At 62.6% G+C, this 26,915-nt stretch carries 30 protein-coding genes; 26 read left to right on the top strand and 4 right to left on the bottom strand.

The window, feature by feature from the left end; translation table 11 throughout:
* The 3 genes from PSV33_RS07605 to PSV33_RS07595 form a co-directional block, all read left to right on the top strand.
* Positions 1–281, top strand: a 281-nt coding sequence (locus PSV33_RS07605; RefSeq protein WP_300560316.1) for an HAD-IA family hydrolase, incomplete at its 5' end; no start/stop codon positions are given.
* 235 nt (positions 282–516) lie between these two features.
* Positions 517–885, top strand: a complete 369-nt coding sequence (locus PSV33_RS07600) for a Rieske 2Fe-2S domain-containing protein (RefSeq protein WP_300560314.1) — start codon at positions 517–519, stop codon at positions 883–885.
* A 9-nt stretch (positions 886–894) separates the two neighbouring features.
* Positions 895–1,950, top strand: coding sequence for a S49 family peptidase (locus tag PSV33_RS07595; protein WP_300560312.1), 1,056 nt, complete (start codon positions 895–897; stop codon positions 1,948–1,950).
* A gap of 156 nt (positions 1,951–2,106) precedes the next feature.
* On the opposite strand, the gene PSV33_RS07590 is transcribed toward PSV33_RS07595, so the two are convergent.
* Both PSV33_RS07590 and PSV33_RS07585 read right to left on the bottom strand, forming a co-directional pair.
* Complete coding sequence (locus tag PSV33_RS07590; RefSeq protein ID WP_300560311.1) at positions 2,107–2,874, bottom strand: SAM-dependent methyltransferase; 768 nt, start codon at positions 2,872–2,874, stop codon at positions 2,107–2,109.
* Complete coding sequence (locus tag PSV33_RS07585) at positions 2,871–3,521, bottom strand: Maf family nucleotide pyrophosphatase (RefSeq protein WP_300560310.1); 651 nt, start codon at positions 3,519–3,521, stop codon at positions 2,871–2,873. The genes PSV33_RS07590 and PSV33_RS07585 overlap by 4 nt, the downstream gene beginning before the upstream one ends.
* 25 nt (positions 3,522–3,546) lie before the next feature.
* On the opposite strand from PSV33_RS07585, the gene PSV33_RS07580 reads away from it, so the two are divergent.
* The 22 genes from PSV33_RS07580 (at position 3,547) to nagZ (ending at position 23,637) form a co-directional block, all read left to right on the top strand.
* The gene (locus PSV33_RS07580; RefSeq protein ID WP_300560308.1) at positions 3,547–4,089 is read left to right on the top strand and encodes a YceD family protein; all 543 of its coding nucleotides are present in this window, start codon (positions 3,547–3,549) and stop codon (positions 4,087–4,089) included.
* Positions 4,090–4,303: 214 nt separating this feature from the next.
* A complete protein-coding gene (gene rpmF, locus PSV33_RS07575) occupies positions 4,304–4,486 on the top strand; it encodes a 50S ribosomal protein L32 (RefSeq protein WP_096669354.1) in 183 nt (60 codons plus the stop codon).
* 85 nt (positions 4,487–4,571) lie between these two features.
* The gene (plsX, locus tag PSV33_RS07570) at positions 4,572–5,675 is read left to right on the top strand and encodes a phosphate acyltransferase PlsX (RefSeq protein WP_300560306.1); all 1,104 of its coding nucleotides are present in this window, start codon (positions 4,572–4,574) and stop codon (positions 5,673–5,675) included.
* Positions 5,676–5,682: 7 nt separating this feature from the next.
* Positions 5,683–6,660: a beta-ketoacyl-ACP synthase III gene (locus PSV33_RS07565; RefSeq protein WP_300560303.1), complete on the top strand. Its 978-nt coding sequence runs from the start codon at positions 5,683–5,685 to the stop codon at positions 6,658–6,660.
* Positions 6,661–6,711: 51 nt separating this feature from the next.
* On the top strand, positions 6,712–7,662 hold the full coding sequence (fabD, locus tag PSV33_RS07560; protein WP_300560301.1) for an ACP S-malonyltransferase: 951 nt from the start codon (positions 6,712–6,714) through the stop codon (positions 7,660–7,662).
* The gene (fabG, locus tag PSV33_RS07555; protein WP_300560299.1) at positions 7,659–8,405 is read left to right on the top strand and encodes a 3-oxoacyl-ACP reductase FabG; all 747 of its coding nucleotides are present in this window, start codon (positions 7,659–7,661) and stop codon (positions 8,403–8,405) included. The genes fabD and fabG overlap by 4 nt, the downstream gene beginning before the upstream one ends.
* Positions 8,406–8,580: 175 nt before the next feature.
* Positions 8,581–8,820, top strand: a complete 240-nt coding sequence (gene acpP, locus PSV33_RS07550) for an acyl carrier protein (protein WP_011484542.1) — start codon at positions 8,581–8,583, stop codon at positions 8,818–8,820.
* 69 nt (positions 8,821–8,889) lie between these two features.
* Positions 8,890–10,134: a beta-ketoacyl-ACP synthase II gene (gene fabF / locus PSV33_RS07545; protein WP_300560297.1), complete on the top strand. Its 1,245-nt coding sequence runs from the start codon at positions 8,890–8,892 to the stop codon at positions 10,132–10,134.
* A gap of 60 nt (positions 10,135–10,194) precedes the next feature.
* Positions 10,195–10,713 carry a hypothetical protein gene (locus PSV33_RS07540; RefSeq protein WP_300560295.1) on the top strand — a complete coding sequence of 173 codons (519 nt, stop codon included), beginning with the start codon at positions 10,195–10,197 and terminating at the stop codon, positions 10,711–10,713.
* Entirely contained in the window at positions 10,710–11,354 is a 645-nt protein-coding gene (gene rpoE, locus PSV33_RS07535; RefSeq protein WP_300560293.1) for an RNA polymerase sigma factor RpoE, read from the top strand. The genes PSV33_RS07540 and rpoE overlap by 4 nt, the downstream gene beginning before the upstream one ends.
* Before the next feature lie 70 nt (positions 11,355–11,424).
* Entirely contained in the window at positions 11,425–12,039 is a 615-nt protein-coding gene (locus tag PSV33_RS07530) for an RseA family anti-sigma factor (RefSeq protein WP_300560291.1), read from the top strand.
* A 37-nt stretch (positions 12,040–12,076) separates the two neighbouring features.
* Positions 12,077–13,096 carry a MucB/RseB C-terminal domain-containing protein gene (locus PSV33_RS07525; protein ID WP_300560290.1) on the top strand — a complete coding sequence of 340 codons (1,020 nt, stop codon included), beginning with the start codon at positions 12,077–12,079 and terminating at the stop codon, positions 13,094–13,096.
* Between the two features lie 131 nt (positions 13,097–13,227).
* Positions 13,228–14,688: a DegQ family serine endoprotease gene (locus PSV33_RS07520; RefSeq protein ID WP_300560288.1), complete on the top strand. Its 1,461-nt coding sequence runs from the start codon at positions 13,228–13,230 to the stop codon at positions 14,686–14,688.
* A gap of 559 nt (positions 14,689–15,247) precedes the next feature.
* Positions 15,248–17,059 (top strand): translation elongation factor 4, encoded by a 1,812-nt coding sequence (gene lepA, locus PSV33_RS07515; protein ID WP_300560287.1) that lies wholly within the window; start codon positions 15,248–15,250, stop codon positions 17,057–17,059.
* Positions 17,059–18,036: a signal peptidase I gene (lepB, locus tag PSV33_RS07510; RefSeq protein ID WP_300560286.1), complete on the top strand. Its 978-nt coding sequence runs from the start codon at positions 17,059–17,061 to the stop codon at positions 18,034–18,036. The genes lepA and lepB overlap by 1 nt, the downstream gene beginning before the upstream one ends.
* An 84-nt stretch (positions 18,037–18,120) precedes the next feature.
* Entirely contained in the window at positions 18,121–18,462 is a 342-nt protein-coding gene (locus tag PSV33_RS07505) for a DUF4845 domain-containing protein (RefSeq protein ID WP_300560318.1), read from the top strand.
* Positions 18,463–18,480: 18 nt separating this feature from the next.
* Positions 18,481–19,161 (top strand): ribonuclease III, encoded by a 681-nt coding sequence (gene rnc / locus PSV33_RS07500; protein ID WP_300560285.1) that lies wholly within the window; start codon positions 18,481–18,483, stop codon positions 19,159–19,161.
* 185 nt (positions 19,162–19,346) lie between these two features.
* Positions 19,347–20,276, top strand: coding sequence for a GTPase Era (era, locus tag PSV33_RS07495; protein ID WP_300515146.1), 930 nt, complete (start codon positions 19,347–19,349; stop codon positions 20,274–20,276).
* A 152-nt stretch (positions 20,277–20,428) separates the two neighbouring features.
* Complete coding sequence (recO, locus tag PSV33_RS07490; RefSeq protein ID WP_300560284.1) at positions 20,429–21,178, top strand: DNA repair protein RecO; 750 nt, start codon at positions 20,429–20,431, stop codon at positions 21,176–21,178.
* 16 nt (positions 21,179–21,194) lie between these two features.
* On the top strand, positions 21,195–21,989 hold the full coding sequence (locus tag PSV33_RS07485) for a pyridoxine 5'-phosphate synthase (protein WP_300560283.1): 795 nt from the start codon (positions 21,195–21,197) through the stop codon (positions 21,987–21,989).
* Positions 21,990–22,122: 133 nt separating this feature from the next.
* Positions 22,123–22,521 (top strand): holo-ACP synthase, encoded by a 399-nt coding sequence (acpS, locus tag PSV33_RS07480; RefSeq protein ID WP_300560275.1) that lies wholly within the window; start codon positions 22,123–22,125, stop codon positions 22,519–22,521.
* A 57-nt stretch (positions 22,522–22,578) separates the two neighbouring features.
* A complete protein-coding gene (nagZ, locus tag PSV33_RS07475; protein ID WP_300560276.1) occupies positions 22,579–23,637 on the top strand; it encodes a beta-N-acetylhexosaminidase in 1,059 nt (352 codons plus the stop codon).
* Between the two features lie 80 nt (positions 23,638–23,717).
* Here nagZ and PSV33_RS07470 read toward each other — a convergent pair whose 3' ends face one another.
* Complete coding sequence (locus tag PSV33_RS07470; RefSeq protein ID WP_300560282.1) at positions 23,718–24,227, bottom strand: YgjP-like metallopeptidase domain-containing protein; 510 nt, start codon at positions 24,225–24,227, stop codon at positions 23,718–23,720.
* 86 nt (positions 24,228–24,313) lie between these two features.
* Here PSV33_RS07470 and PSV33_RS07465 point away from each other — a divergent pair, with 86 nt between their 5' ends.
* The gene (locus tag PSV33_RS07465; protein ID WP_300560281.1) at positions 24,314–25,534 is read left to right on the top strand and encodes a patatin-like phospholipase family protein; all 1,221 of its coding nucleotides are present in this window, start codon (positions 24,314–24,316) and stop codon (positions 25,532–25,534) included.
* A gap of 190 nt (positions 25,535–25,724) precedes the next feature.
* Here the strand turns inward: PSV33_RS07465 and PSV33_RS07460 are convergent, their stop codons facing one another.
* Positions 25,725–26,747 carry an integron integrase gene (locus PSV33_RS07460; protein ID WP_300560280.1) on the bottom strand — a complete coding sequence of 341 codons (1,023 nt, stop codon included), beginning with the start codon at positions 26,745–26,747 and terminating at the stop codon, positions 25,725–25,727.
* Positions 26,748–26,915: the final 168 nt, after the last annotated feature.

Raw genomic sequence — 26,915 nt, 5'->3', positions numbered from 1 at the left:
TCAAGGGCCGGTTTGACGGCTCGCGCACCGCCGATGAAACCGCCGGCAAGCCGCATCCGCGCATGCTGCATGAGCTGATGGAAGAGTTTGGTGTGAGCCCGGAGCGCACGCTGATGATTGGCGACACCACCCACGACCTGCAGATGGCGCTGAATGCCGGCTGCGCCAGTGTCGGGGTCAGTTATGGCGCGCACGAAAGCGCGGCCTTTGACGCCCTCCAGCCGCGTTTTGTCGCTCATTCCGTGCAGGACCTGCACGACTGGCTGGCCGGCAACGCCTAGGATATGGCCCCCACGCTTGTCACTTCGTGTACTCCGCGAGGCCTTGCAGGCCGCCGCTCGCCAGAGGCTTCGCTTCTGTCGCCTGTCCAAACCTGCTCAAGCAGGTTTGGAGCCGCAGGCTCCAGCCCCTCGGGGGCGCTGCGCCTGCGGCCCGGCAAAGCCGGTTCCGCGGCCCTGGCTGGTGAAGAGGGCGCCCTGACCTTGTCGTTGCGTTTTGAAATGCATGGTTCATGCAATGGATGAATCGCTGATTCCCCTGTGTCAATCCAGCGACCTGGCCGATGGCGGGCAGGCCGTGCCTTTCGACGTGAGCTATGCAGGCCAGACCTGCCGGGCCTTTGCTGTCCGTTTCGAAGGACAGCCCCACGCCTACCTGAACCGCTGCAGCCACGTGGCGATGGAACTGGACTGGCAGCCCAACCAGGTGTTCGACGACAGCGGTCAGTGGCTGCTATGCGCCAGCCACGGCGCGGCCTACCGGCCCGACACGGGTGAATGCAGCGGCGGCCCCTGCCAGGGCGGGCTGGTCAAAATTGACATTTCTGAAGGCGAAGGCCTTGTTTTCTGGCACACGTCCTACAAACTTAAAACATTGGAGTTCTAAACTACCCGTATGAATGATTCAAACCGCACCGAACCGTCCGACAACCCGGATTTCGACCCAAACAGGCCTTCAGCCCAGCAAACACGGGCGCAGACAGCTCCTGAAAACGTAGCTGGCCGCAGGACCGACCTGGCCACCGAGCCGGGCTGGGAACGCGCGACGCTGGAGAAGCTGGCTTTTGCCGCCCTGAACGAGCAGAAAGCCACGCGCCGCTGGAAAACCTTTGTGCGGCTGTCCTGGCTGGCCTTTTTTGTGTTCCTGGTGTGGTTTGCCATGCACCGCAGCGCGGCCACCAGCAATGTCAGCGCGCCGCATACCGCGGTGGTGGAGATCAAGGGCGAGATCGCCGATGGCGCCGACGCCAGCGCCGAGTTTGTCAATGCGGCGCTGCGCGCCGCCTTTGAAGACGAGGGTGCCCAGGCGGTGGTCTTGCTGATCAACTCACCCGGCGGCAGTCCGGTGCAGGCCGGCATGATGAACGACGAGATCGTGCGTCTCAAGGCCAAACACAAGAAGCCCGTCTATGCCGTGGTGGGAGAAACCTGTGCTTCGGCGGCGTATTACGTGGCCGCTTCGGCCGACAGGATTTTTGTCGACAAGGCCAGCATCGTCGGCAGCATCGGCGTGTTGATGGACGGCTTTGGTTTTACCGGCCTGATGGACAAGCTGGGCGTGGAGCGCCGCCTCATGACGGCCGGCGAAAACAAGGGTTTTCTCGACCCGTTCAGCCCGCAGACCGAGCAGCAGCGCGCCTATGCCCAAACCATGCTGAACCAGATTCACCAGCAATTCATCGCTGTGGTCAAAGCCGGCCGGGGCAAACGTCTCAAGGAAACGCCGGAGATGTTCAGCGGCCTGTTCTGGACTGGCCAGCAGGCCATCGAGCTGGGTCTGGCGGACCAGTTGGGCTCGCTCGACTATGTGGCCCGCGAAATCGTCAAGACCGAAGAAATCATTGATTACACGCGCCGCGAAAACGTTGCCGAGCGTCTGGCCAAGAAGTTTGGTGCAGCCATCGGGGACGGTGCGATCCGCACGCTGAAGACGGTTCCTGCGATTCGCTGAATGGCCCCCACGGTCGTTCGCTTCGCGTAACTCCCTGCCCCCCCGAGAGGGCCGCTGCGCCTGCGGACTGGCAAAGCCAGATCCGCGGCCCTTGCCTGAAGGAATACCGGCGTCCACGCTCGCCGTGTAGCTCTCTGCACCCCCCCCCCCACGCTTTCAGCGCCCGATACAAAACACTGTTGGCAAGGCCAGCGGTGCCGCAGGCTTGTCGCGTTTCCACAGGCTGATGGAGGCGCTGTGCGACCAGCCGCCGGGCAGACTCAGGCCGCAGCTCAAGGCCAGCCGCGTGTTGTGCTGCAGCGTCTGCAGCAGCGCCTGCAGCAGCACGGTGTTGCGATAGGGCGTTTCAATGAAAATCTGCGTCTGGCCGGTCTTCAGCGCCAGCGACTCGAGTTCGCGGATGCGTTGGCTGCGTTCGCCGCCGTCCTGCGGCAGGTAACCGACAAACGCAAAATTCTGGCCGTTCAGTCCGCTGGCGGCCAGCGCCAGCATCAGCGACATCGGCCCTACCAGCGGCAGCACCTGCAGGCCCAGGTCGTGCGCGGCGCGCACAACGGACGAGCCCGGGTCGGCAATCGCCGGCATGCCGGCTTCGCTGACCAGGCCGATGTCCCGGCCGGCCAGCGCAGCCGCCAGCAGTGGGCGGGCGTCGAAGTTGCCGCCATGGTCGCCTTTTTTATGCACCTCGCGCGGCAGTTCCTGGATCTGCTGTGCCTGGATGGGCTGTTGCAGCGGCAGCACCTCGCCCACCCGCTTGAGGTAGGCGCGTGTGCTCTTGGCGTTCTCGCAAACCCAGCAGGAGAGCGTCGCGGCAATTTGCAGCGTGCCCATCGGCATTACATCCTGGAGGGGGGCCTGCACGTCACAGCCGAAATCCAGCGGCGCGGGCACCAGGTAAAGCCGGCCTTTGGGGGGGGGGGTCATGGCTGGTCCTTGCGTGCCGGCAACAGGGCCATGCCGGCGGCCCGGATCATCCGGCAGGTGCGTATCAGCGGCAGGCCGACCAGGGCAGTTGGGTCGTCGTTCTCGATGGCCTCCAGCAGGGTGATGCCCAGTCCCTCGCTTTTGGCACTGCCGGCGCAGTCGTAGGGCTGCTCGGCTTGCAGGTAGTTTTCGATCTCCTCATCGCCGAGGGCGCGAAACTGCACCTTCACCGCTGCCAGGTCTGTCTGTTCAAACCCGCTTTGCAGGCAGACCACGGCCACGGCGGTCTGGAACACCACGCTCTGGCCGCGCATCTGGCGAAGCTGGGCGACGGCATTGGCATGGTTGCCGGGCTTGCCGAGGCATTGGCCGTTGAGGTCGGCGACCTGGTCGGAGCCGATCACCACCGCATCTGGGAAGGCCGCCGCCACGGCACGCGCCTTGGCCAGGGCCAGCCGCAATGCCAGGGTTGCCGGGGATTCGCCGGGCCGCGGGGTCTCGTCGACGGCGGGAGCGGCCACGTCAAACGGAATCTGCAGGCGTTGCAGCAGTTCACGGCGGTAGGGCGAAGTGGAGCCCAGGATCAGGCGGCGCGCGGTGGGGAGGGCGGCGCCGTGATGGGCATCCGTAGAAGGTACAGGGTTCATGCGTCGATTCTCTTACACTGCTGCCATGTCCAGACATCTTCACGCCCGCCGGCTCAACATGCAGGCTTTCGCCCAGGAGGGCCAGCCGCTCGTCGAGCGCACCCCGCTATCAAATATGGAGCGCCTGGCGCAGGAACTGCATGGGCTAGAGCCCGATTTGGCTGTTAACTGGGAGGCGCGGGCCGAGCTGCGGCCGCAAGCCGGTGGCGAAGACGAGGTCTGGCTGCACCTGCAGGCCAGCGCCACGCTGCCGCTGACCTGCCAGCGCTGCATGGGGGCGGTGCCCACCGCGCTGGAGGTGGACCAGCGGTACCGCTTCGTCGCTGATGAAGACATTGCCATGGCTGAAGACGACCAGTCCGAGGAAGACCTGCTGGTGATGGCGCCGCAATTCGACCTGCTGGCCGTGGTCGAGGACGAACTGCTGATGGCTCTGCCGCTGGTACCCATGCATGAGACCTGTCCGGTGGCGCCGGTGTTCAGTGCGGGGGAGGGCGAACTCGCCCAGCAGGAAGACGCCAAACCCCACCCTTTTGCCGCTCTGGCAGAGCTGAAAAAGAAAAAATAGCCCACAAATGGTCTTGCCGGGCGGTGCCCGGCGGCACCGGGCCAGGGACCGCTGGAGGTGTTGTTTGAGAGGGTTTTCAGGGTCTTGGCGCCTGCCCTGCGGTGCGCACTGGAAAAAACAGCGATATCGCGCTATAATCAAAGGCTTGGCGCCAGGACCCGCTCACGGGTTTTGTGCGTAATTTACCCACCCTACACCCCCTCAGGAGCGGATCATGGCCGTCCAGCAGAACAAAAAATCACCTTCCAAGCGCGGCATGCACCGTGCGCACAACGCTTTGACCGTTCCGGGCATTGCTGTCGAGTCCACCACCGGTGAGACGCACCTGCGTCATCACATCAGCCCCACCGGTTTTTACCGTGGCCGCAAAGTGCTGAAAACAAAATCCGAAGCGTAATTCCGCGCTTTAACGACTGGCCCGCACTCATCCTGCGGGCCTTTGTTTTGTTGAATTCCCCTTTTCTGACTGCACCGGTCCTGCCATGATCAGGATAGCCGTCGACGCCATGGGCGGGGATGTCGGCCCGGCAGTTACTGTGCCGGCCAGCCTGTCCTTCCTGGACGGCCACCCCGAAGCGTCCATTCTGCTGGTCGGTCAGCCTGCCGTGCTGGCGGCGCACCCGCTGTTTCCCCGTCTTCATACCCACCCGCGCTGCGTGGTGGTCCCTGCCACCGAGGTGGTGGCGATGGACGATCCGATCGAAGTTGCCCTGCGACGCAAAAAAGACTCGTCCATGCGGGTAGCGATCGTGCAGGTCAAGGAAGGCGCCGCGCAAGCCGCTGTCTCGGCCGGAAACACCGGCGCACTGATGGCCATTTCGCGCTATATCCTCAAGACACTGGACGGCATTGACCGCCCCGCGATTGCCGGGCAAATCCCCAATGGCAAAGGCGGCGCCACCACGGTGCTCGACCTCGGGGCCAATGTCGACTGCACCGAAGATCATCTGTTCCAGTTTGCGGTCATGGGTTCTGCCCTGGTGGCGGCCATCAGCGAGAAGTCCAACCCCAGTGTGGGCCTGCTCAATATCGGTGAAGAAGCGATAAAAGGCAGCGAAATTATCAAAAAATCCGGCGAACTGCTTCGATCTGCTTCTAAAAGCGGAGATCTTAACTTTTATGGCAATGTTGAGGGGAACGACATTTTCAAGGGCGTGGTGGACATTGTGGTCTGCGACGGCTTCGTCGGCAATGTGGCACTCAAGGCCAGCGAAGGCCTGGCGAGCATGATTGTTGGATTTCTCAAGGCCGAATTTTCACGCAATATCTTTACGAAAACTGCTGCCATCATGGCCTATCCGGTTCTAAGTGCGCTTAAAAACCGCATGGACTACCGACGCTACAACGGTGCGGCCCTGTTGGGCCTGCGCGGTCTGGTATTCAAAAGCCACGGTTCTGCCGACGCCTTCGCCTTCGAACAGGCCTTGAATCGGGCTTATGATGCAGCTCGCAACAATTTGCTGGACCGGGTGAGGGAGCGCATTGCTCACGCCGCGCCGCTGCTGGCGGCGGCCGGTGCGCCGCCGGCGGTACCCCCAGTCGTTCCTGCACAGGCTGAATTGGCCGCCTCTGGCGCCGCACACTGAGTTATTCATGAGCCCTTATTCACGCATCACTGGCACCGGCAGCTACCTGCCGCCGCGCCGTCTGAGCAACGCCGAACTGGCTGCCGAACTGGCGACGCAGGGGGTGGAAACCTCCGACGACTGGATCGTCGAGCGCACCGGCATCCGTGCCCGCCACTTTGCCGACCCCGGTGTCTGCAGCAGTGACCTGGGGGCGCAAGCCGCCAGAAACGCCCTGCAGGCCGCCGGCCTGGAGGCCAGGGACATCGACCTGATCATCGTGGCCACCTCGACACCGGACATGGTGTTTCCGTCGGCCGCCTGTATCCTGCAGAGCAAGCTCGGCATCGGCGGCTGCGCGGCGTTTGACGTGCAGGCGGTCTGCAGCGGCTTTGTGTATGCGCTGACCATTGCCGACGCGCTGATCAAGACCGGTTCGGCAACCAAAGCGCTGGTGATTGGCGCCGAGGTGTTTTCGCGCATTCTCGATTTTTCGGACCGCACCACCTGCGTGCTGTTTGGTGATGGCGCCGGCGCCGTGGTGCTGGAGGCGTCGCAGACGCCCGGCATCCTGGCCAGCGACCTGCATGCCGACGGCAAACACGTCGGTATTTTGTGTGTGCCAGGCACCGTGTCTGGCGGCAAGGTGCTGGGCGATCCGCTGCTCAAGATGGACGGGCAGGCCGTGTTCAAACTCGCGGTCGGTGTTCTCGAAGATGCGGCGCGTGCAACCCTGGCCAAGGCCGGCCTGCAGGAGAGCGACATCGACTGGCTGGTTCCCCACCAGGCCAACATCCGCATCATGCAGAGCACCGCGAAGAAGCTCAAGATGTCCATGGACAAGGTGATCGTCACGGTGGACCAGCACGGCAACACCTCCGCCGCCTCCATCCCGCTGGCGCTCGACGTGGCGGTGCGCAGCGGCAAGGTCAAAAAAGGGGAGACGCTGCTGCTCGAAGGGGTGGGCGGCGGCTTCACCTGGGGCGCGGTACTCCTGAATCTATAGCAGCTCGCGCCCGCTCCATCAGGGCGGCAAGCTGGTTTTATCGATATTTTTATGAAACCTTTTGCTTTTGTTTTTCCCGGACAGGGCTCGCAGGCCGTTGGCATGCTCGACGCCTGGGGCCATCATCCCGCCGTGCATGAGGCGCTGCGGGAGGCCTCGGATGCGCTTGGCGAGGACCTCGGCAAGCTGATCCGCGAAGGGCCCAAGGAAGCGCTGGGTCTGACCACCAACACCCAGCCAGTGATGCTGGTGGCCGGTGTGGCGGCTTACCGTGCGTGGATGGCCGAGACCGGCGTGGCGCCTGCCGTGGTGGCTGGCCACTCGCTCGGTGAATATTCCGCGCTGGTCGCGTCTGGTGTGTTGAGCCTGGCACAAGCCGCGCCGCTGGTGCGTTTTCGCGCGCAGGCCATGCAGGAGGCGGTGCCGGTGGGCGTCGGTGCCATGGCCGCCATCCTCGGCATGGAAGCCTCCCGGGTCATCGAAGGTTGTGCCGAAGCGGTGCGTACGTTCGGGCCGGGCAGCGCCGAGGTGGTGGAAGCCGTCAATTTCAACGATCCGATGCAGACCGTGATTGCCGGCAGCAAGGCCGCTGTGGAAAAAGCCTGCGAAGTTCTCAAGACCAACGGGGCCAAACGCGCCTTGCCACTGCCGGTGTCGGCACCGTTTCACTCCAGCCTGATGAAGCCGGCCGCCGACAAGCTGCGGGAAAGGCTCGCCGCGACCGCCTTTGCCGCGCCGCAGATTCCGGTCATCAACAACATCGAGGTGGCCGTCGAGACCGATCCCGGGCGCATCCGCGCGGCCCTGTATGCGCAGGCCTTCGGCCCGGTGCGCTGGGTCGAATGTGTGCAGGCCATCAAGGCGCGCGGCATCACGACCGTGGTGGAATGCGGGCCGGGCAAGGTGCTCGCCGGCATGGTCAAACGTATCGATGCGGACATGACGGGCGTGGCCCTGTTTGATCCGGACAGCCTGAAGCAGGCGAAGGAGGCACTGGCATGAGCGATGTCAAATTTGAAGGTCAGGTAGCCCTGGTCACTGGCGCGTCCCGCGGCATTGGTGCGGCGATTGCCCTGGAACTGGCGCAGCGCGGACTGAAAGTGATCGGCACGGCCACCACGGACGAGGGCGCCAGCAAAATCAGCCAGGCGCTGGCCGCTTTCCCCGGGTGTGCGGGTAAAAACCTGAATGTGAATGACGCAGCGGCCGCCGAGGCGCTGATCGATGCCATCGTCAAGGAGCATGGCGGGCTGCAGGTGCTGGTCAACAATGCCGGCATCACGCGCGACATGCTGGCCATGCGCCTGAAGGATGAAGACTGGGACGCGGTGCTGGATACCAACCTCAAGGCGGTGTTCCGCATGAGCCGCGCCGTGATGCGCACCATGATGAAGCAGCGTTATGGCCGCATCATCAGCATCACCTCGGTGGTGGGTGCCTCCGGCAACGCCGGCCAGGCCAACTACGCGGCGGCCAAGGCTGGCGTCGCGGGGATGACACGTGCGCTGGCGCGGGAACTCGGCAGCCGCAATATCACCGTCAACTGCGTCGCGCCGGGCTTTATTGAAACCGACATGACGGCAGGTTTGCCCGAGGAACAACAGAAGGCGCTGCTCGGCCAGATCCCGCTGGGGCACCTGGGCAAGCCGCAGGACATCGCCCATGCGGTGGCCTTTGTGGCGAGTCCTCAGGCCGGTTACATCACCGGGCAGGAGCTTCACGTCAACGGCGGGATGTACATGTAAACCATCCGGCGGCTGCCCGTCTGCGCTGCGTCACCACGATCATGAATAATGGGGACGCATGCAGCCTGCAGGCACCGGACCACAAGCCGGGTTTTATCCGTCCGGCTGGCGGGTTGGGGAATCAACTCCAACAACGCTAAAATCACGGATTAATTCACAACCCTCAGAGGGAACTATGAGCGATATCGAAGCACGTGTTAAGAAAATCATTGCCGAACAACTTGGCGTGGAAGAAGGCCAGGTCACCAGCGAAAAAGCCTTTGTGGCCGATCTGGGCGCTGACTCGCTTGACACCGTAGAACTGGTCATGGCTCTGGAAGACGAGTTTGGCATCGAGATCCCCGACGAAGACGCCGAGAAGATCACCACCGTTCAGAACGCGATTGACTACGCGAACACCCATCAAAAAGCCTAAAGACTCCGGTCTTTTTCCAGCTTGCTCGAAAGGTCTCCAGCCTTTCGGGACTTTCTTCAGGATTTGCGCATGAGCCGTCGTCGTGTCGTTGTGACAGGTCTGGGTTGTGTCAGCCCGGTGGGTAACACCGTGGCCGACTCCTGGGCCAACGTCCTTGCCGGAACGCCCGGCATTGACCTGATCACGCAATTTGATGCAAGCAGCTTCGCCTGCAAATTTGCAGGTGAGGTCAAGGGTTTCGACATCACGGAGTACATCCCTGAAAAAGAAGCCCGGCACATGGACAGGTTCATCCACCTGGGCCTGGCCGCGGCCTGCCAGGCAGTGGCCGACAGTGGCTTGCCCACGGGCGATGCACTCGGCGAGGAACTGGCGACCCGTATCGGCTGCAACATCGGATCGGGCATCGGCGGCTTGCCGATGATCGAGCAGACGCACACCGAGCTGATCAACCGGGGTCCGCGCCGCATTTCCCCGTTTTTTGTGCCGGCCTCGATCATCAACATGATCTCCGGGCATGTGTCGATCAAGTTTGGCTTCAAGGGCCCCAACATTGCCGTCGTGACGGCCTGCACCACCGGTCTGCATGCGATCGGCCTGTCGGCGCGCATGATCGAGCACGGTGATTGCGACGTCATGGTGGCCGGCGGTGCAGAAGCCACGGTGTCACCGCTGGGCGTGGGTGGTTTTGCCGCAGCCCGTGCCCTGTCGACCCGCAACGAAGACCCGAAGACCGCGTCGCGTCCCTGGGACAAAGACCGCGACGGCTTTGTGCTTGGCGAGGGCGGCGGTGTGCTGGTGCTCGAAGAGTACGAACACGCCAAGGCGCGCGGCGCGAAGATTTACGCCGAGGTGGTCGGCTTTGGCATGAGTGGCGACGCGTATCACATGACCACGCCCGACGTGAATGGCCCGCGCCGTTCCATGGACATGGCCCTCAAAGATGCGGGCATCAATGCCGGCGATGTGCAGTACCTCAATGCGCACGGCACTTCGACACCGCTGGGTGACCTCAACGAAACGAATGCCATCAAGGCCGCGTTTGGCGACCATGCCAGAAACCTGGTGGTCAGCTCGACCAAATCCATGACCGGGCACCTGCTCGGTGGGGCCGGTGGCATCGAGTCGGTGTTTACCGTGCTGGCACTGCATCACCAGAAGATTCCGCCGACCATCAATATCTTCAACCAGGACCCCGAGTGTGATCTGGACTACTGCGCCAACACGGCGCGTGACGCCAGAATCGAGGTCGCTGTCAAAAACAATTTTGGCTTTGGCGGCACCAACGGGACGCTCGTGTTCAAGCGCGTCTGAGGCCTTTCCCCATTCCCTACACCCGGCCGCACCTGACTCCCGTCACTTTGTCCCTTGACCATGCATAACGCCCCGCCGGTTACTTACCCGCTGGGGCGTTCGCATTTCCAGGGCTTTGCCTTGCTCGGCCTCTGGCTGGCCGGGGTCGGCGTGCTGGCCCTGTGGTGGCGCGCTGCACCGGTTACCGACTGGCGCTTGTGGTTGGCCCTGGCGGTGGTGCTGCTTGCCGGCGTGGCTGCCGGTCTGGCGTGGTTTCACTCGCCGGCTGGCCAGCTGCGCTGGGACGGACAGGATTGGCGCTGGGAAAGCCAGAGCTACCAGTCGGGCACACCCGTGCGTGATCTCGCGGTGGCCCTCGATCTTCAGCGCATCATGCTGCTGCGACTGGAGAACCATGACCACGCCACCCTGTGGCTCTGGGCCGGCCGTTCTCTTCAGCCCGAGCGCTGGCTGGATCTGCGCCGTGCCGTTCACTCCCAGCACCGGCCGTCTCCGGACATGACGCGGTGGGATGCCAGCCCGCCTGGGGTCATGGCTGATGTTTCGGCGCAACCGCCCTCGCCGCGTTCCGGTTCATGAGTACCGAGGACTCCGCGCAGACTCCGCCGGTGGCAAGCGACAGCGACGCCATGCTGGTCGAGCGCACGGTGGCGGGCGACCAGAGGGCGTTTGAACTGCTGGTCATCAAGTACCAGCGCCGCATCCAGCGCCTGATCGGGCGCATGGTGCGCGATGTGGACCTGGTCGAGGACATTGCCCAGGAAACCTTTATTCGTGCCTACCGGGCGCTGGCCCAGTTCCGGGGCGAAGCCCAGTTCTACACCTGGCTGTACCGCATTGCCGTCAATACCGCCAAAAAGGCCTTGATGGAACTCAAGCGCGACCCCACGGTCTCGGAGAATTCGTTCAAATCCGGTCAAAGCGATGAAAGCGATGAAACTTCCCCGCTGGAAAACGAACTAATCAGTTCGGAAACGCCCGAGGCTGTGCTTGCAGGCAAGGAGATCGCGCAAATGGTCAATGCCGCCATGGAGGCATTGCCCGAGGAGTTGCGTCAGGCCATCACGCTGCGGGAAATTGAAGGTCTGAGTTATGAAGAGATCTCGGAAGTCATGAACTGCCCGATCGGCACCGTGCGTTCACGCATCTTCAGGGCCCGGGAGGCGATTTCCGCAAGGATCAAGCCCTTGCTGGAAAACCAGTCCGGCAAACGCTGGTAGTTTTTGAGACGTGCCGACGAGTTGATGCAAGTCAGAGTAAACGATTGAAACCGGCAGATCCAAGCTGCCCATGGACACCATGAAACCGATGACGCAACACAGTGAGTTGATCTCCGCCCTGGCTGACGGCCAGCTGGCGAGCGAGGACTTTTCCCGTGCGGTGACGGCCTGCGAAGCCGATGCCCAGGCGCTGGACAGCTGGAACACCTACCACCTGATTGGTGATGTGTTGCGTTCGCCTGAGCTGATCCCGCACGCTGCGGATACAGCCTTTGTGGCCCGCCTGCGGCTGCGCCTGAGCCAGGAGCAGGTCCTGGTGGCCACTCCCGTCTTGCCGGAAGTGCGTCAACCGGCGGCCGGTCGAGCCAGGGAAGAGGCTGCGAACGACGCCAGCTTCTCCTGGAAACTGGTGGCGGGGTTTGCGTCCGTCGCTGCGGTGGCGGCCATTGCGTGGAATGCCGGCGCGGGCCTGCTGGCACCGTCGGCGGCGCCGCAGCTGGCCCGCACGGAGCCCGCAGCGCAGCAGGTGCTGGTGGGGTCGGAGCGGGGCACCGTGGTGCGTGATGTGCGCATGCAGGAGCTGCTGGCCGCACACCGGCAGCTGGGCGGCACGTCGGCATTGCAGGTGCCCTCGGGATTTCTGCGAAACGCCACCTTCGAGTCGCCCCAGGGCGAGCGTCGCTGACGCGGCCGCTGCAGCCAATGCCAGGTCGGTTTACTCCATGAATTTTAGTTATTTTCGCCCGCTAGCCCTTGCTGCTTGTGCGATGGCTGCTACAAATTACGTAGCAGCTCAGGCGCCGGTACCGGCCACAACCACAGCACCGGGCCAGACTGCGGAGTCCAGGAGCATCAACGAGTGGTTGATGCGCATGCACGAAGCCTCCAGAAACCGGTCTTATGTGGGCACCTTTGTGGTGTCCTCCGGCGGCGCCATGTCCAGTGCCAAAATCTGGCATGTCTGCGATGGGACGCAACAGATGGAAAAGGTCGAAACCCTCACCGGGGCCCCGCGTACGGTATTCCGGCACAACGACCAGGTGGTGACCTTCCTGCCCGACCAGAAGGTGGTGCGTTCTGAAAAGCAGGAGTCACTGGGTCTGTTTCCCCAATTGCTTAAGTCCACCGACAGCCATATCGCCGATTTCTACAAGGCCCGGCAGGAGGGCACCGAGCGGGTGGCCGGGGTGGAGGCTGACATCGTCGCCCTGATTCCCCGCGACACGATGCGCTTTGGCTACCGCGTCTGGGCCGAACAGAAGAAGGGCATGGTCATCAAGCTGCAGACGCTCGATGCCGACGGCAAGGTGCTGGAGCAGGCGGCTTTTTCAGAATTGCAGCTCGATGCACCGGTCAGGCTCGACAAGCTGGCGCAAATGATGGCCAAGGTGGATGGCTACCGGGTCGAGAAGCCGGGACTGGTCAAGACCACGGCCAGCGCCGAAGGCTGGTTGATGAAAGCGCCGGTGCCGGGCTTTCAGTCCATGAGTTGCTACAAACGTCCGCTGGCGGGGCAGTCGGGAAGCGAGCCCATGCAGTGGGTTTTTTCGGACGGCCTGGCGTCGGTGTCGATTTTTGTCGAGTCGTTTGATGCCCAGCGCCACCTCCGTGAATCCAGGGTGTCCCTGGGTGCCACGCAGTCGCTGACCCGGCGTGTCGACGCTTACTGGCTGACCGTGATGGGCGAGGTACCCATGGCCACCCTGAGCCTGTTTGCCAATGGACTTGAACGCAGGAAATAGCGCCCCCATTTCGAGCTGGCCCATGCCTGTGGTCGCGAGGCGCCTCCGCGCCCGACCATCGGTTGCGACCCGACCGGCGCCCGATTGAATACGCGATTTACTCTTCTTTTCTGACAATTTTTCAAAGGCTGATGATGCATATATTGAACTGGAAACAAGGTCGCTCCTGCCTCGTCGCCGGTGCGCTGGCGCTGGGCACTGTCCTGGCCATGATGCCTGTGCAGCAGGTGATGGCGCAAGTCAGAACCCTGCCGGACTTCACGGACCTGGTGGAAGCGGTCGGTCCTTCGGTCGTCAACATCCGGACCATTGAAAAGGTCAAGGCCGGTGCGGCCGGCAACGCCGACGAGCAGATGCTGGAGTTTTTCCGGCGTTTCGGCATTCCGGTGCCGCCCAACATGCCGCGTGCTCCCAAGCCGGATCGCGGCCAGCCTGACGAAGAGCAGCCGCGCGGCGTGGGTTCGGGATTCATCCTCAGCACGGACGGGCTGGTCATGACCAACGCCCATGTCGTCGAAGGCGCCGATGAGGTGTTGGTGACGCTGACGGACAAGCGCGAGTTCAAGGCAAAGATCATCGGCACGGACAAGCGCACCGACGTGGCGCTGGTCAAAATCGAAGCCACCGGCTTGCCGGCCGTGAAAATCGGCGACATCAGCCGCCTGAAAGTCGGTGAGTGGGTCATGGCCATCGGTTCGCCTTTTGGCCTCGAGAACACGGTGACCGCCGGCATTGTGAGCGCCAAGCAGCGCGACACTGGCGACTACCTGCCGTTCATCCAGACCGATGTGGCGATCAATCCGGGCAACTCGGGCGGCCCGCTGATCAACATGCGCGGCGAGGTGGTCGGCATCAACAGCCAGATCTACTCGCGCTCCGGCGGGTTCCAGGGCATCTCGTTTGCGATTCCGATTGACGAGGCCACCCGCGTGGCCGACCAATTGCGCACCACGGGCCGGGTGACGCGCGGCCGGATCGGCGTGCAGATCGACCAGGTCAGCAAGGAGGTGGCAGAGTCCATCGGGCTGGGCAAGCCGCAAGGAGCGCTGGTGCGGGGCGTCGAAGCCGGGTCACCTGCAGAAAAAGCCGGGATTGAAGCCGGCGACATCATCACCCGATTTGAGGGCAAGGTGATTGACCGGGCAACCGACCTGCCTCGCATGGTGGGTAACGTCAAGCCGGGTACCAAAACCACGATCACCGTCTTCAGGCGCGGCAGTACCCGGGACTTCAACGTGACGATCGCCGAGGTAGAGGCAGAAAAGCCGGTGCGCAAGGCCCAGGCGCCGGAGAGCAAACCGCCAGTGGCCGGACCGGCCCAGGTCATGGGGCTGGTGGTCAGCGAGTTGCCCGAGGCATTGAAGAAGGAGCTCAAGCTCAAGGGTGGCGTCAAGGTGGATGCGAGTGAAGGCGCTGCCGCGCGGGCCGGGCTGCGCGAGGGCGACGTGATTCTGGCGATTGCCAACACGGAGGTCGCGAGCGTGAAGGACTTTGAAGCGGTGCTGGCCAAAGCCGACAAGAGCAAGGTGATCAACGTGCTGTTCCGGCGCGGCGAGGTCGCACAGTTCGCGCTGATCCGGCCGTCGCGTTAAGGCCTGCGCGGGTGAAGCGACACCCGCCGGCCCTGCAACTGCCGCTTTTTGCAGCCCTCTTACCCTGACCGGGGTTGGGGGTTTTGCCTGAAATGCGGCGTGGCAGGCATATCAAAAAAATATTTCTCCTCTGCCCGAAGGCTTGAGAAATGTTGGTGCTTGCTAACTTAAAATTCGACTAATGAGCGATTTTGGTAGAATGGACGCAAGGTACCGGATGATTCCGATATATCAAGCGTTTAAAAAACCGCTTCCTTGCATGAATTGGCACGATTCACTGCTGATCCACAGATCACCCACATGTTGTCCATAGGCTCTCAGTTAAAATTGTGAATAACTTGTGCATAAGATTCATGTTGCTGCCCTGCAACGGGAAAAATTTGGCAATTTCGAGGCTATGCGTGGTCGGCTTTTTGCCTACAATGAAGCTTCCAACTATCGCAGTTGCCATAGATTGTTGGTTCAGGGCGCGTCACAAGTGACGCGCCCTTTTTTATGGCTTTCGCGAATTGACCGCGGGCTCTTCGCAATACTTTCAAGCACTTAGGCGTTCCCTTTGATGAATCACATCAGAAACTTTTCGATCATTGCGCACATTGATCACGGCAAATCCACGCTGGCCGATCGCATCATCCAGCGTTGTGGTGGATTGCAGGATCGCGAGATGAGTGCGCAGGTGCTCGACTCCATGGATCTGGAAAAGGAGCGTGGGATAACCATCAAGGCGCAGACCGCCGCGCTCAAATACAAGGCCCTCGACGGCCAGATTTACAACCTCAATCTGATCGACACGCCAGGCCACGTCGACTTCTCGTATGAAGTGAGCCGTTCTCTGTCGGCCTGCGAAGGTGCGTTGCTGGTGGTGGACGCAAGCCAGGGGGTGGAAGCGCAAACCGTGGCCAACTGCTACACGGCACTCGACCTCGGCGTGACGGTGGTGCCGGTGCTCAACAAGATGGATTTGCCGCAGGCCGATCCGGAAAACGCGAAGCAGGAGATCGAGGACGTGATCGGCATTGATGCCACCGACGCGATTCCCTGCAGCGCCAAGACCGGCATGGGCATCGACGAAATCCTGGAGGCGGTGATTGCCCGCATACCGCCGCCGCAAGGCAATCCGGACGGACCGCTGCGCGCGATGATTGTCGACAGCTGGTACGACGCCTATGTGGGTGTCGTGATGCTGGTGCGTGTGGTGGACGGCCGGCTGGTCAAGGGCGAGCGCATCAAGCTGATGGCCAGCGAGGCTACCTACAACGCCGACCAGCTGGGCGTCTTCACGCCGCATACCGAGCCGCGTGCCGCGCTGGAAGCGGGCGAGGTCGGTTTCATCATCGCCGGCATCAAGGAGCTGCAGGCGGCGCGGGTCGGCGACACCGTGACATTGATCAGGCCAGGCACCGGCGGAGCGGCAGCGACCGCCACCGAGGCACTGCCCGGCTTCAAGGAAATCCAGCCGCAGGTGTTTGCCGGCCTGTACCCGACCGAAGCCAGCGAGTACGACTCGCTGCGCGACGCGCTGGAAAAGCTCAAGCTCAACGATGCATCCCTGCATTACGAACCGGAAGTCAGCCAGGCGCTTGGGTTTGGCTTTCGCTGCGGTTTTCTGGGCCTGCTGCACATGGAGATCGTGCAGGAGCGGCTCGAACGCGAGTTCGACCAGGACTTGATCACGACCGCGCCCAGCGTGGTTTACCAGGTGCTCAAGGCCGATGGCGAGATCATCATGGTCGAAAACCCGTCGAAGATCCCGGATGCGGGCAGGGTCAACGAAATCCGCGAGCCCATCGTCACCGTGCATCTCTACATGCCGCAGGAGTACGTGGGCGCCGTCATGACGCTGGCCAACCTCAAGCGCGGCGTCCAGCTCAACATGGCCTACCACGGCAAGCAGGTCATGCTGACCTACGAGATGCCGCTGGGCGAGATCGTGCTGGACTTCTTCGACAAACTCAAATCCGTCTCGCGGGGCTACGCGTCCATGGATTACGAGTTCAAGGAGTTCCGGGCGTCCGACGTGGTCAAGGTCGACATCCTGCTCAACGGCGAGAAGGTCGATGCGCTGTCCATCATCGTCCACCGCAGCCAGTCGGCCTACCGCGGCCGGGCGGTGGTGGCCAAGATGCGCGAGATCATTTCCCGCCAGCAGTTCGACGTCGCGATCCAGGCGGCCATCGGGGCCAACATCATTGCGCGTGAGACAATCAAGGCGCTGCGCAAGAACGTGATTGCCAAGTGTTACGGTGGCGACATTTCACGCAAGAAAAAGCTTCTTGAAAAACAAAAAGCGGGTAAAAAACGCATGAAACAAATCGGTTCGGTAGAAGTTCCCCAGGAGGCCTTCCTGGCCATCCTGCAGGTAGAAGAATAATGATGGGCTTCATGAGTACGCTCACCGCGTTGGTGCTGGTGCTGTTCGCCGGTTACGGCGGCGCCTGGTACCTGGGCATGGTGGAGGGCAACTTCTCCCTGCTGCTGTTTCTGGCGACCGTGGTCACGGGCCTGTATTGGCTGGCCGAGAAGTTCTACTTCTGGCCGCAGCGCCGCAAGGCGGCCGAGATCATCGAGCAGGAGGCGGCCCGACGCCGTAGCGAGCTGGCCGCCAGGGGCATCAGCCAGGTCGACGGCAACATCGAGGAAGCCCGGGGCCGGGTCCTCATGCAGCCCTGGTGGCTGGACTGGACGGCCGGGCTTTTCCCGGTCATTGTGGTCGTGTTCCTGCTGCGTTCTTTCCTGTTCGAGCCTTTCAAAATTCCATCCGGCTCCATGATTCCGACCATGCTGGTGGGCGACCTGATTCTGGTCAACAAATTTCACTACGGCGTGCGGCTTCCCGTCATCAACCTCAAGATTGTTGACAACAACAGTCCGCAGCGCGGTGACGTGATGGTGTTCCGTTACCCGCCCCAACCCAGTCTGGACTACATCAAGCGGGTCGTCGGTGTGCCCGGCGACGAAGTGGCCTACCTGAACAAGAAGCTCACTATCAACGGCCAGCCCGTGCCCAAGGTGGCGCTGCCCGATTTCTTTGACGAAGACGCCCTTCGTTATGCCAAGCAGTTCAGGGAAACCACCGGCAGCAAGACCTACCGAGTGCTCAATGACGAGGACCGGCCAGCCTTCATTGCCGGTGCTTCCGACTTTCCCTATCGTCAAAATTGCCGCTACAGTAGCGAAGGCGTGGTTTGCAAGGTGCCGCACGGGCACTATTTCATGATGGGCGACAACCGCGACAATTCACTGGATTCGCGGTACTGGGGTTTTGTGCCCGAGGCCAACATTGTCGGTAAGGCCTTTTTTGTCTGGATGAATTTTGGTAACCTCAAACGCATCGGCAAGGTGGACTGAGGCGGGAGCCGGGCTGGCCTTGAGGGCAGCGCAGAGGCAGGGCGGGACATGGGGCGCAACTAACAACAGCTGGGGAAACACATGATGAAAAATCGGCAACGTGGCATTTCGTTCATTGGCATCCTGTTCGTGGGCGGCGTGCTGGCTTTCGCGGGCGTGATCGCAGCCCAGGTGTTTCCCACCCTGGTCGAATTCCAGGCCATCACCAAGGCGGCCAGCAAGGCGGCCGAGGGCAATACGGTGCCCGAAGTACGCGCGATTTTCGACAAGGCGGCCGCCATTGACGACATCAAGTCGATCGGCGGCAAGGACCTCGAAGTCGGCAAAAACGGCGACAAGGTGACGGTCAGTTTTGCCTACAACCGGGAAATCCACATTGGCGGCCCGGCTTACCTGCTGCTCAAGTACACCGGCCGCTCCAAGTAAGTGCGTGCCAGTCCAACCTTGAGCCCGGACCTGCAGGCGCTGCAAACGCGCCTGGAGCACGAATTTTCCAATCCACGCCTGCTGCAGCAGGCGCTGACCCACCGCAGCTTTTCGGCCGACCACAACGAGCGCGTCGAGTTTCTGGGTGACTCCGTGCTCAACCTGGCGGTGGCCGGTTTGCTGTATGAACGGCTGAGCGAGTTGCCCGAGGGCGATTTGTCGCGGGTGCGCGCCAACCTGGTCAAGCAGGACACGCTGCACAAGCTGGCGGTGCAGCTCGGCCTGCCGCTACTGATACGCCTTGGCGAGGGCGAGACCAAGTCGGGCGGGCAGAAGCGGCCGTCGATTCTGGCCGATGCGCTGGAAGCGGTCATTGGCGCCGTGTTCCTGGATGCCGGTTTTGACAAGGCCGACCGTCTGGTGCGCCGGCTGTTCCAGGACGTCGAGATCAACCCGACCATGCAGGCCATCGGCAAGGACCCGAAGACGGAGTTGCAGGAATGGCTGCAGGGCCGCAAAATGAACCTGCCGATCTACCGCGTGGTTGGCACGCTGGGCGCAGCCCACAAGCAGACCTTTGACGTGGAATGTGAAATCAGCGAGTTCGGCCGTGCAGAACGCGGCATTGGCGGCTCGCGGCGTGCCGGCGAGCAGGCCGCCGCCGCCGCGATGCTGGCTTACGTAAAAACGCTCCATTGACTTGAAACCGGCACTGCAAGCGCAGCCGCCAACAGGCGACCCTCATGACCCCCGCAAAAAAGACCCCCTCCAAGCCGGCCCGCCCGGCAGCGCCTGCCGGCAATACCAAAGCCAAGGCCAAGGCCGCGCCTGCCGTTGAACCGGCAGAAGCCATCGTGCCGGCGCAGGATGCCGCCCTGGAAGCCATGCTGGCCAAGGCCATGACCTCCCAGGCCAACAACGCGCCGCCGGCCGAAGGCCAGCGCTGTGGCCTGATCGCCATCGTCGGCAAGCCCAATGTGGGCAAATCGACTTTGCTCAACGCGCTGGTGGGGCAGAAAATCAGCATCACCTCGCGCAAGGCGCAAACCACACGGCATCGCATCACCGGCATGCGCACGCTGGGCGCCACCCAGTATGTGTTTGTCGACACCCCCGGTTTCCAGACCCGGCACGGCAATGCCCTGAACCGCTCGCTCAACAAGACGGTGGTGGGCGCCGTCAACGACGTGGACCTGATTGTGTTTGTCGTCGAGGCCGGCCAGTTCAACCAGGCCGATGCCAAGGTACTGTCGCTGCTACCGGCGAACACGCCGGCGATCCTGCTGGCCAACAAGTTTGACCTGATCCACCGCCGCGCGGACATCGCGCCCTGGCTCAAGGAGATGCAGGAGCGGCACAACTTTGCCGAGTTTGTGCCCATGTCGGCCAACAACGCCAAGGATGTCGAGCGCCTGTTCGGCATCTGCGAGAAATACCTGCCCCCGCAGCCCTGGATGTACGGCGCCGAGGAGCTGACCGACCGCAGCGAGCGTTTCATGGCCGCCGAGATTATTCGCGAGAAGCTGTTTCGCCTGACCGGCGACGAACTGCCCTACACCTCGACGGTGATCATCGACAAGTTCGAGCAGGAGGGCGAACTGCGCCGGATTGCCGCCACCATCGTCGTCGAGCGCGACGGCCACAAGGGCATGATCATTGGCGAGAAGGGCGAAAAGCTCAAACGCATAGGCACCGAGGCGCGCCACGAGATGGAAGCGCTCACCGGAGGCAAGGTGTTCCTGGAGATCTGGGTCAAGGTGCGCTCGGGCTGGGCCGACGACGAAGCGAGGGTGAGGACGTTTGGCTACGAGTAATGGAGTCCCGGTGCGCCTGGAAATTCGGGGGCCGGGATGCAGGCCAGGGCGCCCGGAGTGCAGGACACCGGAATGCACTTGGGTGTATGAGGATTCCGGGCACCGCGCAACGCCGGCATGCGCCCGGCCGTCGGATTTGTAGGCGTACCGGAGTGGCCACCAAACGCATCAGCGACGAGCCGGCTTACGTCCTGCACCGCTACGACTGGAGCGAGTCCAGCCTGATCCTGGAAGTCTTCACCCGCAGCTACGGGCGCATTGCGTTGGTCGCGCGCGGCGCCAAGAAGCCGAGCTCGAATTTCCGCCCCATCCTGCTGCCGCTGCAGCCGCTGCACGTTGCCTTTGGTGGTGACGCCGAGATCCGCATGCTGCGCAGCGCCGAGTGGCAGGGCGGCCATGTCATGCCGACCGGCGACGCCCTGCTGTCGGGTTATTACCTCAATGAGTTGCTGATGCGCCTGCTGGCGCGCGACGATCCGCACCCGGTGCTGTTCGACGCCTATGCCGCCACCGTGCAGTTGCTGGCCAGCCAGACCATCGACACGCTGGAGGTGGCCTTGCGCGCGTTCGAGTTGCGCCTGCTGCAGGGCATCGGCCTGCTGCCGGCGCTGGACGCCCAGACCGCCACGCTGGCGCCGCTGGAGCCGCAGACGCCTTATGTGCTGGTGGCCGAAGCTGGCCTGCGCGAGGCGCATGACGATGACCGCGCCAGCCTGCTGGGCCTGCAATGGCAAGATCTGCAGGACACCCTCAAGGACGATGCATCGTTTACCGACACGGTGCAGGCCTGTGTGAACCATTTGCCGGCACTCAAAACCCAGCTGCGATCCCTGCTGCACTACCATTGCGATGTGAAGGTTTTCAAAACCCGGCAGATGATGATCGATCTGCAGGCTTTCTAAGGGATCAATGCCCACCATGGCTCCTGTACACGCCCCCGCTCTCCGTCACCGCACAGCCCTGTCGGTCAACGTCAACAAGGTGGCCTTGCTGCGCAACACCCGCCACCTGGGCATCCCCGATGTGCTGCGTGCGGCGCAGCTGTGCCTGGAGGCAGGCGCCCAGGGCATCACCGTGCATCCGCGCCCCGACGAGCGGCATATCCGCAGCGACGACGTCTACGAGCTGGCGGCGCTCATGAAGGACTGGCCCGACCGCGAGTTCAACGTCGAGGGCAACCCGCTGCAAAACCTGATGGAGTTTGTGCGCAACCTGTCGGCGCGCGGCCTGCCGCTGCACCAGTGCACCTTTGTGCCCGACAGCGAAGGCCAGTTCACCAGCGACCACGGCTGGAGCTTTCCCCAGGACGCGACCCGTTTGAAACCGTTCATTGAAGAAGCCCACGACCGGGGCGTGCGCGTCAGCCTGTTCATGGACCCGCTGCCCGAAGCCATGGCCGCCGCCAAAGAGCTTGGCGCGGACCGTGTGGAGCTGTACACCGAGACCTATGCCCGGGCCTGGGGTACGCCGGAACAGGACAAGGCTTTGCAGCCGTTTGTGCTTGCGGGGCGGGCGGCGGCAGCTATCAAATTAGGAGTGAATGCCGGCCACGACCTGAACCGCGACAACCTCACGGCGTTCCTGAACGCGGTGCCCGGCGTGCTCGAGGTGTCGATTGGCCACGCGCTGATGGCCGATGCGCTGGAGTTGGGCTACAGCGCCACGGTTGCTGCTTATTTGGGCTGCATTGACAACGCATTCCCCGCAGCTTGATGGCCAAGTCGCTGGATATTCTTGTCTTTACCAGCCAGGGCTGCGGGTCTGGCTTTGCCAGCCCGCAGGCGCAGCGGCCCCCTCGGGGGGCAGGGAGCGACACGCAGTGCGCGACCGTGGGGGCCATATCCGGATGATTTACGGCATAGGCACCGATATCTGCGACGTGCGCCGCGTCCGCGCCAGCTTTGAGCGGCATGGCGAGCGGTTTGCTCAGAAGATCCTCAGCGACGCCGAGTTCGCCACCTGGCAAGCCCGCAGCGCACGCTGGCCCGAGCGCGGCCTGCGTTACCTGGCCACGCGCTTTTCCGCCAAGGAAGCGTTCAGCAAGGCCGTCGGCATGGGCATGCGTTTGCCCATGACCTGGCGCCACTGCGAAATCGCCAAGGCCGCCAGCGGCAAGCCCGAAATTGTTCTGCACGGCGCGCTCAAGGAATGGTTCGAGGCGAAAGGCCTGACCGCCCATGTCAGCGTGACCGACGAGACCGACTACGCCGCCAGCTTTGTGGTTGTAGAGAAAAACACGGCTTAGCCCAATCTGTATCAGCGCAATCAGCTATCAAATTAATAGTAAATCAGAAAATCCACCATGAGCCAACACGCCCCCCTGATCATCGACATTGCCGGCCTGACCTTGAGCAAAACCGACAAACGCCGCCTCAAACATCCGCTGACGGGCGGCATCATTTTGTTCGCCCGCAACTGGGAGAACCGGGCGCAGCTCACGGCCCTTTGCAGCGAGATCAGGAAGATTCGCAAAGACCTGCTGATCTGCGTGGACCACGAAGGCGGCCGCGTGCAGCGCTTCAGAACCGACGGTTTCACCCACCTGCCGCCCATGCGTGCGCTGGGCGAGTTGTGGCTGAAAGACGCGATGACCGCGACCAATGCCGCCACTGCCTGCGGCTACGTGCTGGGCGCCGAGCTGCGCGCCTGCGGCGTGGATTTCAGCTTCACGCCGGTGCTGGACCTTGACCATGGTGAAAGCAGCGTCATCGGCGACCGCGCCTTTGCGCGTGACCCGCGTGTCGTCGGCCTGCTGGCCAAAAGCCTGATGCACGGCCTGCTGCAAAGCGGCATGGCCAACTGCGGCAAACACTTCCCCGGCCACGGCTTTGTCAAAGCCGATTCGCACACCGACATCCCGGTGGACAGGCGCAGCCTCAAGGCCATCCTGGCAGACGACGCCGCGCCTTATGAATGGCTCAACACCACGCTGACCAGCGTGATGCCGGCGCATGTGATCTACCCCAAGGTCGATGCGCGCCCGGCCGGGTTTTCCGAGAAGTGGCTGACCTACATCCTGCGCGGCCAGCTCGGTTTTGGCGGCGCGATTTTCAGCGACGACCTCAGCATGGCCGGTGCCCGCCTGCTCGACGGCAAGCAGGTCAGCTACACCGAGGCGGCAATGGCCGCGCTCAACGCCGGCTGCGACATGGTGCTGCTGTGCAACCAGTCGGTGGGTGAGGGCCAGGAAGTGGACGAGCTGCTCGACGGGCTCACCCAGGGCCAACTCCGGCAGCAGTGGGAGCCGCTCGAAGCCAGCGAGGGACGCCGTCTGGACCTGCTGCCCAACACACCTGCCATCGACTGGGACGCGCTGATGCTGCACCCGGCCTACATGCACGCGCTCGGGCTGGTTCCCTGAGTTTTTTTGAGCCTTTTCGAGCACCAGCCCATATGGCGTGTGCGCAGATAGCTATCAAATAAATAGCAAACAGCGCCTGCTCAGCGACTTACCGGCCACGGCGCTTGCCCGCCGGCGGCCATGTGGGTCAGGTACAGGCGCAAATCCAGCTCAAACTGGTGGTAGTCCGGCTCCATGTAGGTGCAGAGCTGGTAGAAGGCCTTGTCGTGCGCCTTTTCCTTCAGGTGCGCGAGCTCGTGCACCGTGATCATGCGCAGGAACTCGATCGGCACCTCCTTGAACAGGCTGGCCACGCGAATCTCGCGTTTGGACTTGAGCTTGCTGCCCTGCACGCGCGACACGGTGGTGTGGGTGCCCAGCGCATGGGCAATCACCTGCAGCTTGCTGTCAAAGGCCACCTTGCTCAAAGCGTCGGCGTTACGCAGAAAACTGTTCTTGATGTCCATCACGTAGTCATACAGCGCCTTGTCGGTGCGTATGCCGTGCGCGGAGCGATATTTTTTCAGCAGCAGGGCGCCCAGCCGGTCCTGCGCGACGAGTTCACGCACCTGGCTCTGCAGGGTGTCGGGGTAACCCGTCAGGTAGTTCATGGGGGTGGGTGGTGGCGGAAGGGCGGATGGAGCGCGGGGTGCAGCGCCCATTTTAGGCCGTGCCTGTTTCTTGCTAAGCTCACTGCATGAACCTGCCTGCCGCACCAGAATCTGCCGCGCCGCCAGACCCGCACACGCCGCGCATCAACCTGGCGCTGCAGGGCGGCGGCTCGCACGGCGCCTTCACCTGGGGTGTGCTTGACGCCCTGCTGGACGACGGACGCATCGACCTGGAAGGCATCAGCGGCACCAGCGCCGGCGCCATGAACGCGGTGGCGCTGGCCCACGGCTTTGCCCGGTCCGAAGGCCAACCCCGGGCTGCGCGGCACGACGCGGCTCGTGAGGCGCTGGACAGCTTCTGGAACGGCATTGTCGAGATGGGCGCGCTGTCGTCCTCGCTTTCGCAATCAGTCAGCAAGCTACAGCAGGCGCCCTTCGGCATTTTGTTTGGACTGATGGGCGGCGGAAACTGGTCCAGCAAGCTCTGGACCGACGCCATGACGCGTTACTGGTCGAACGCGCTTTCTCCCTACCAGCGCAACCCCTTCGACATCAACCCGCTGAAAGACTTCCTGGAAAAGCAGGTCGACTTTGAACGCCTGGCGGCGGCGTCCGGCCCCGACACGCCCCAGGTGTTTGTGGTGGCCACGCGCGTGAGCAGCGGCAAGGCTGAGGTGTTTTGCGGCAAGCGGCTGACGGCCAGCGCCGTCATGGCGTCGGCCTGCCTGCCCATGGTGTTTCAGGCGGTGGAAATTGACGGCGACCACTTCTGGGACGGCGGTTATTCGGGCAACCCGGCGATTCACCCGCTGATCTATCGCTGCCAGAGCCGCGACATCGTGCTGGTGCAGATCAACCCCATCCAGCGCGCCGAGCTGCCCACCAAACCCGGCGAGATCATGGACCGCATGACCGAGATCACCTTCAATGCCGCGCTGATTGCCGAGATGCGCGCGATCGATTTCGTCAAACGCCTGCTCGCCGAGGGCAAGCTCGACGCCGCGCATTACAAAGACGTGCTGATGCACCGCATCGACGGCGGCCAGGCGCTGGAAAAGTTCACTGCCGCCAGCAAGTCATCGACGGACAAGAGCCTGATTCATTCGCTGCGCGACCTGGGCATCGTCTGCGGCAAAGACTGGCTGGCCAAACGCTTCGGCGCCCTCGGTGTCAAAAGCACCGTCAACATCGCACGCGATTACCTCGACGACCTGCGCATGCCGGTGGAAAAAGCCGAGCCCGCGCAGAGCGAGCCGCCGCCGCCCGAAGCGCCGCCGGTTTTTCTGCCGGGGGCGGGGCTGCTGTAGTGCTTTGGCGGACGTGGTTACTATCATTCTGATAGCTGGTGGCGCCCGTCCCGCTTGGGAAAACCGCCGATTTCGTGCATGAACTCCCATGTTTTTGCTCGCGGCGAGTCTGTTTGCTGCATGGTTCATGACGAAAACGGGCGCTGGCCCTTTGGCCACGGACGCCAGCAGCTATTGAATTTATAGCGAATCAGGTGGCCAGCGCATCCAGCGGACTCGCCGTTCCGCCAGCCGCGACCTTCAGCACATGGGTGTAGATCATGGTGGTGCTCACGTCGGAGTGGCCCAGCAACTCCTGCACCGTGCGGATGTCGGTGCCCGACTGCAGGAGATGGGTGGCAAAGCTGTGCCGTAGCGTGTGCACCGTCACATGTTTTGCGATTCCGGCTTGCGATACAGCCCGTTTGAGCTGCCGCCCCAGGCGTTCTTCAAACAAGTGATGGCGCCGCTCCACGCCCGAGCGAGGGTCGACCGACAAATGGGGAGCCGGGTAAACCCATTGCCAGGCCCATGTTTGCCCCGCCCGCGGGTATTTGGTGTCCAGCGCGTGTGGCATGTAGACACCACTGCGGCCAGCTGCGCGGTCTGCCGCCCATAAGGCCCTGGAACGCATCAACTGATCGCGCAGCGGCACCACCAGCGCGCGAGGCAACATCACCACGCGGTCTTTGTCGCCTTTGCCGCTGCGCACAATCATCACCTGCCGATCGAAATCAATGTCTTTCACACGAAGACTCAAGCCCTCAGCCAATCGCATGCCCGTGCCGTAAAGCATGCGGGCCAGCAGGCCCTCCACCCCGTCCATCAAGGCCAGTACAGACTGCACTTCGCCCGTGGTGAGCACAACCGGGATGCGCTTGCGTTCCGGCGGGCGGCCTATGGACTGAAGCCACGGCAGGTCCTGGTCCAGCACCTGCCGGTAAAGAAAAAGAAGGGCGTTCAGCGCCTGTCGGTGGGTGGCCGGAGAAACCTGGCGTTCATCGGCCAGCATGGTGAGGAAAGCCTCGACCTCGGCTTTGCCCATGTCGCGCGGATGCCGCATTTTGCCGTCCCGCCCGTGCCAACGGATGAAAAACCGGGCCCAATGCAGGTAAGCCTTCTCAGTTTGAAGGCTATAGTGCAAATACCGAATCCGCTCACGCACCTGGTCCAGCAGCCGTGTGGAGCGCAAGGCGGGTGCGGCGACTTTGTCAGGGTTGTTATACCTGTTCATTTATACAGTATAGTGAGATAAGCCCATGCTTTCAAACACTTTTTTGAACCGGAGTCGCCGGTGTTATCTGACTGCTGGCCATGTTATTCCGCAGTTTTGCGGGATATATCAAAGTTAGACGTCACATGCCGCTGTATCAAAACGCCCGCGAGTTTCTCCACGCTGTCG

It is taken from the genome of Polaromonas sp. (assembly GCF_029945895.1).
GTDB lineage: Bacteria > Pseudomonadota > Gammaproteobacteria > Burkholderiales > Burkholderiaceae_C > Polaromonas.
The sequence above is the reverse complement of the archived record's forward strand: the minus strand, read 5'-3'. Positions and strand labels throughout refer to the sequence as shown.

What these genes read in the sequence shown, in the direction of transcription:
- fabG (WP_300560299.1), top strand. Translation starts at nt 7,659, where the DNA reads ATGAGCGATGTCAAATTTGAAGGTCAGGTAGCCCTGGTCACTGGCGCG.
- era (WP_300515146.1), top strand. Translation starts at nt 19,347, where the DNA reads ATGCTGGCCAAGGCCATGACCTCCCAGGCCAACAACGCGCCGCCGGCC.
- PSV33_RS07585 (WP_300560310.1), bottom strand. Translation starts at nt 3,521, where the DNA reads ATGAACCCTGTACCTTCTACGGATGCCCATCACGGCGCCGCCCTCCCC.
- PSV33_RS07590 (WP_300560311.1), bottom strand. Translation starts at nt 2,874, where the DNA reads ATGACCCCCCCCCCCAAAGGCCGGCTTTACCTGGTGCCCGCGCCGCTG.
- PSV33_RS07595 (WP_300560312.1), top strand. Translation starts at nt 895, where the DNA reads ATGAATGATTCAAACCGCACCGAACCGTCCGACAACCCGGATTTCGAC.
- PSV33_RS07530 (WP_300560291.1), top strand. Translation starts at nt 11,425, where the DNA reads ATGGACACCATGAAACCGATGACGCAACACAGTGAGTTGATCTCCGCC.
- nagZ (WP_300560276.1), top strand. Translation starts at nt 22,579, where the DNA reads ATGAGCCAACACGCCCCCCTGATCATCGACATTGCCGGCCTGACCTTG.
- fabF (WP_300560297.1), top strand. Translation starts at nt 8,890, where the DNA reads ATGAGCCGTCGTCGTGTCGTTGTGACAGGTCTGGGTTGTGTCAGCCCG.
- PSV33_RS07600 (WP_300560314.1), top strand. Translation starts at nt 517, where the DNA reads ATGGATGAATCGCTGATTCCCCTGTGTCAATCCAGCGACCTGGCCGAT.
- lepA (WP_300560287.1), top strand. Translation starts at nt 15,248, where the DNA reads ATGAATCACATCAGAAACTTTTCGATCATTGCGCACATTGATCACGGC.
- PSV33_RS07565 (WP_300560303.1), top strand. Translation starts at nt 5,683, where the DNA reads ATGAGCCCTTATTCACGCATCACTGGCACCGGCAGCTACCTGCCGCCG.
- PSV33_RS07540 (WP_300560295.1), top strand. Translation starts at nt 10,195, where the DNA reads ATGCATAACGCCCCGCCGGTTACTTACCCGCTGGGGCGTTCGCATTTC.
- PSV33_RS07580 (WP_300560308.1), top strand. Translation starts at nt 3,547, where the DNA reads ATGTCCAGACATCTTCACGCCCGCCGGCTCAACATGCAGGCTTTCGCC.
- rpmF (WP_096669354.1), top strand. Translation starts at nt 4,304, where the DNA reads ATGGCCGTCCAGCAGAACAAAAAATCACCTTCCAAGCGCGGCATGCAC.
- rpoE (WP_300560293.1), top strand. Translation starts at nt 10,710, where the DNA reads ATGAGTACCGAGGACTCCGCGCAGACTCCGCCGGTGGCAAGCGACAGC.
- fabD (WP_300560301.1), top strand. Translation starts at nt 6,712, where the DNA reads ATGAAACCTTTTGCTTTTGTTTTTCCCGGACAGGGCTCGCAGGCCGTT.
- PSV33_RS07470 (WP_300560282.1), bottom strand. Translation starts at nt 24,227, where the DNA reads ATGAACTACCTGACGGGTTACCCCGACACCCTGCAGAGCCAGGTGCGT.
- lepB (WP_300560286.1), top strand. Translation starts at nt 17,059, where the DNA reads ATGATGGGCTTCATGAGTACGCTCACCGCGTTGGTGCTGGTGCTGTTC.
- acpP (WP_011484542.1), top strand. Translation starts at nt 8,581, where the DNA reads ATGAGCGATATCGAAGCACGTGTTAAGAAAATCATTGCCGAACAACTT.
- plsX (WP_300560306.1), top strand. Translation starts at nt 4,572, where the DNA reads ATGATCAGGATAGCCGTCGACGCCATGGGCGGGGATGTCGGCCCGGCA.
- PSV33_RS07460 (WP_300560280.1), bottom strand. Translation starts at nt 26,747, where the DNA reads ATGAACAGGTATAACAACCCTGACAAAGTCGCCGCACCCGCCTTGCGC.
- PSV33_RS07485 (WP_300560283.1), top strand. Translation starts at nt 21,195, where the DNA reads ATGGCTCCTGTACACGCCCCCGCTCTCCGTCACCGCACAGCCCTGTCG.
- PSV33_RS07505 (WP_300560318.1), top strand. Translation starts at nt 18,121, where the DNA reads ATGAAAAATCGGCAACGTGGCATTTCGTTCATTGGCATCCTGTTCGTG.
- acpS (WP_300560275.1), top strand. Translation starts at nt 22,123, where the DNA reads ATGATTTACGGCATAGGCACCGATATCTGCGACGTGCGCCGCGTCCGC.
- PSV33_RS07520 (WP_300560288.1), top strand. Translation starts at nt 13,228, where the DNA reads ATGATGCATATATTGAACTGGAAACAAGGTCGCTCCTGCCTCGTCGCC.
- PSV33_RS07465 (WP_300560281.1), top strand. Translation starts at nt 24,314, where the DNA reads ATGAACCTGCCTGCCGCACCAGAATCTGCCGCGCCGCCAGACCCGCAC.
- PSV33_RS07525 (WP_300560290.1), top strand. Translation starts at nt 12,077, where the DNA reads ATGAATTTTAGTTATTTTCGCCCGCTAGCCCTTGCTGCTTGTGCGATG.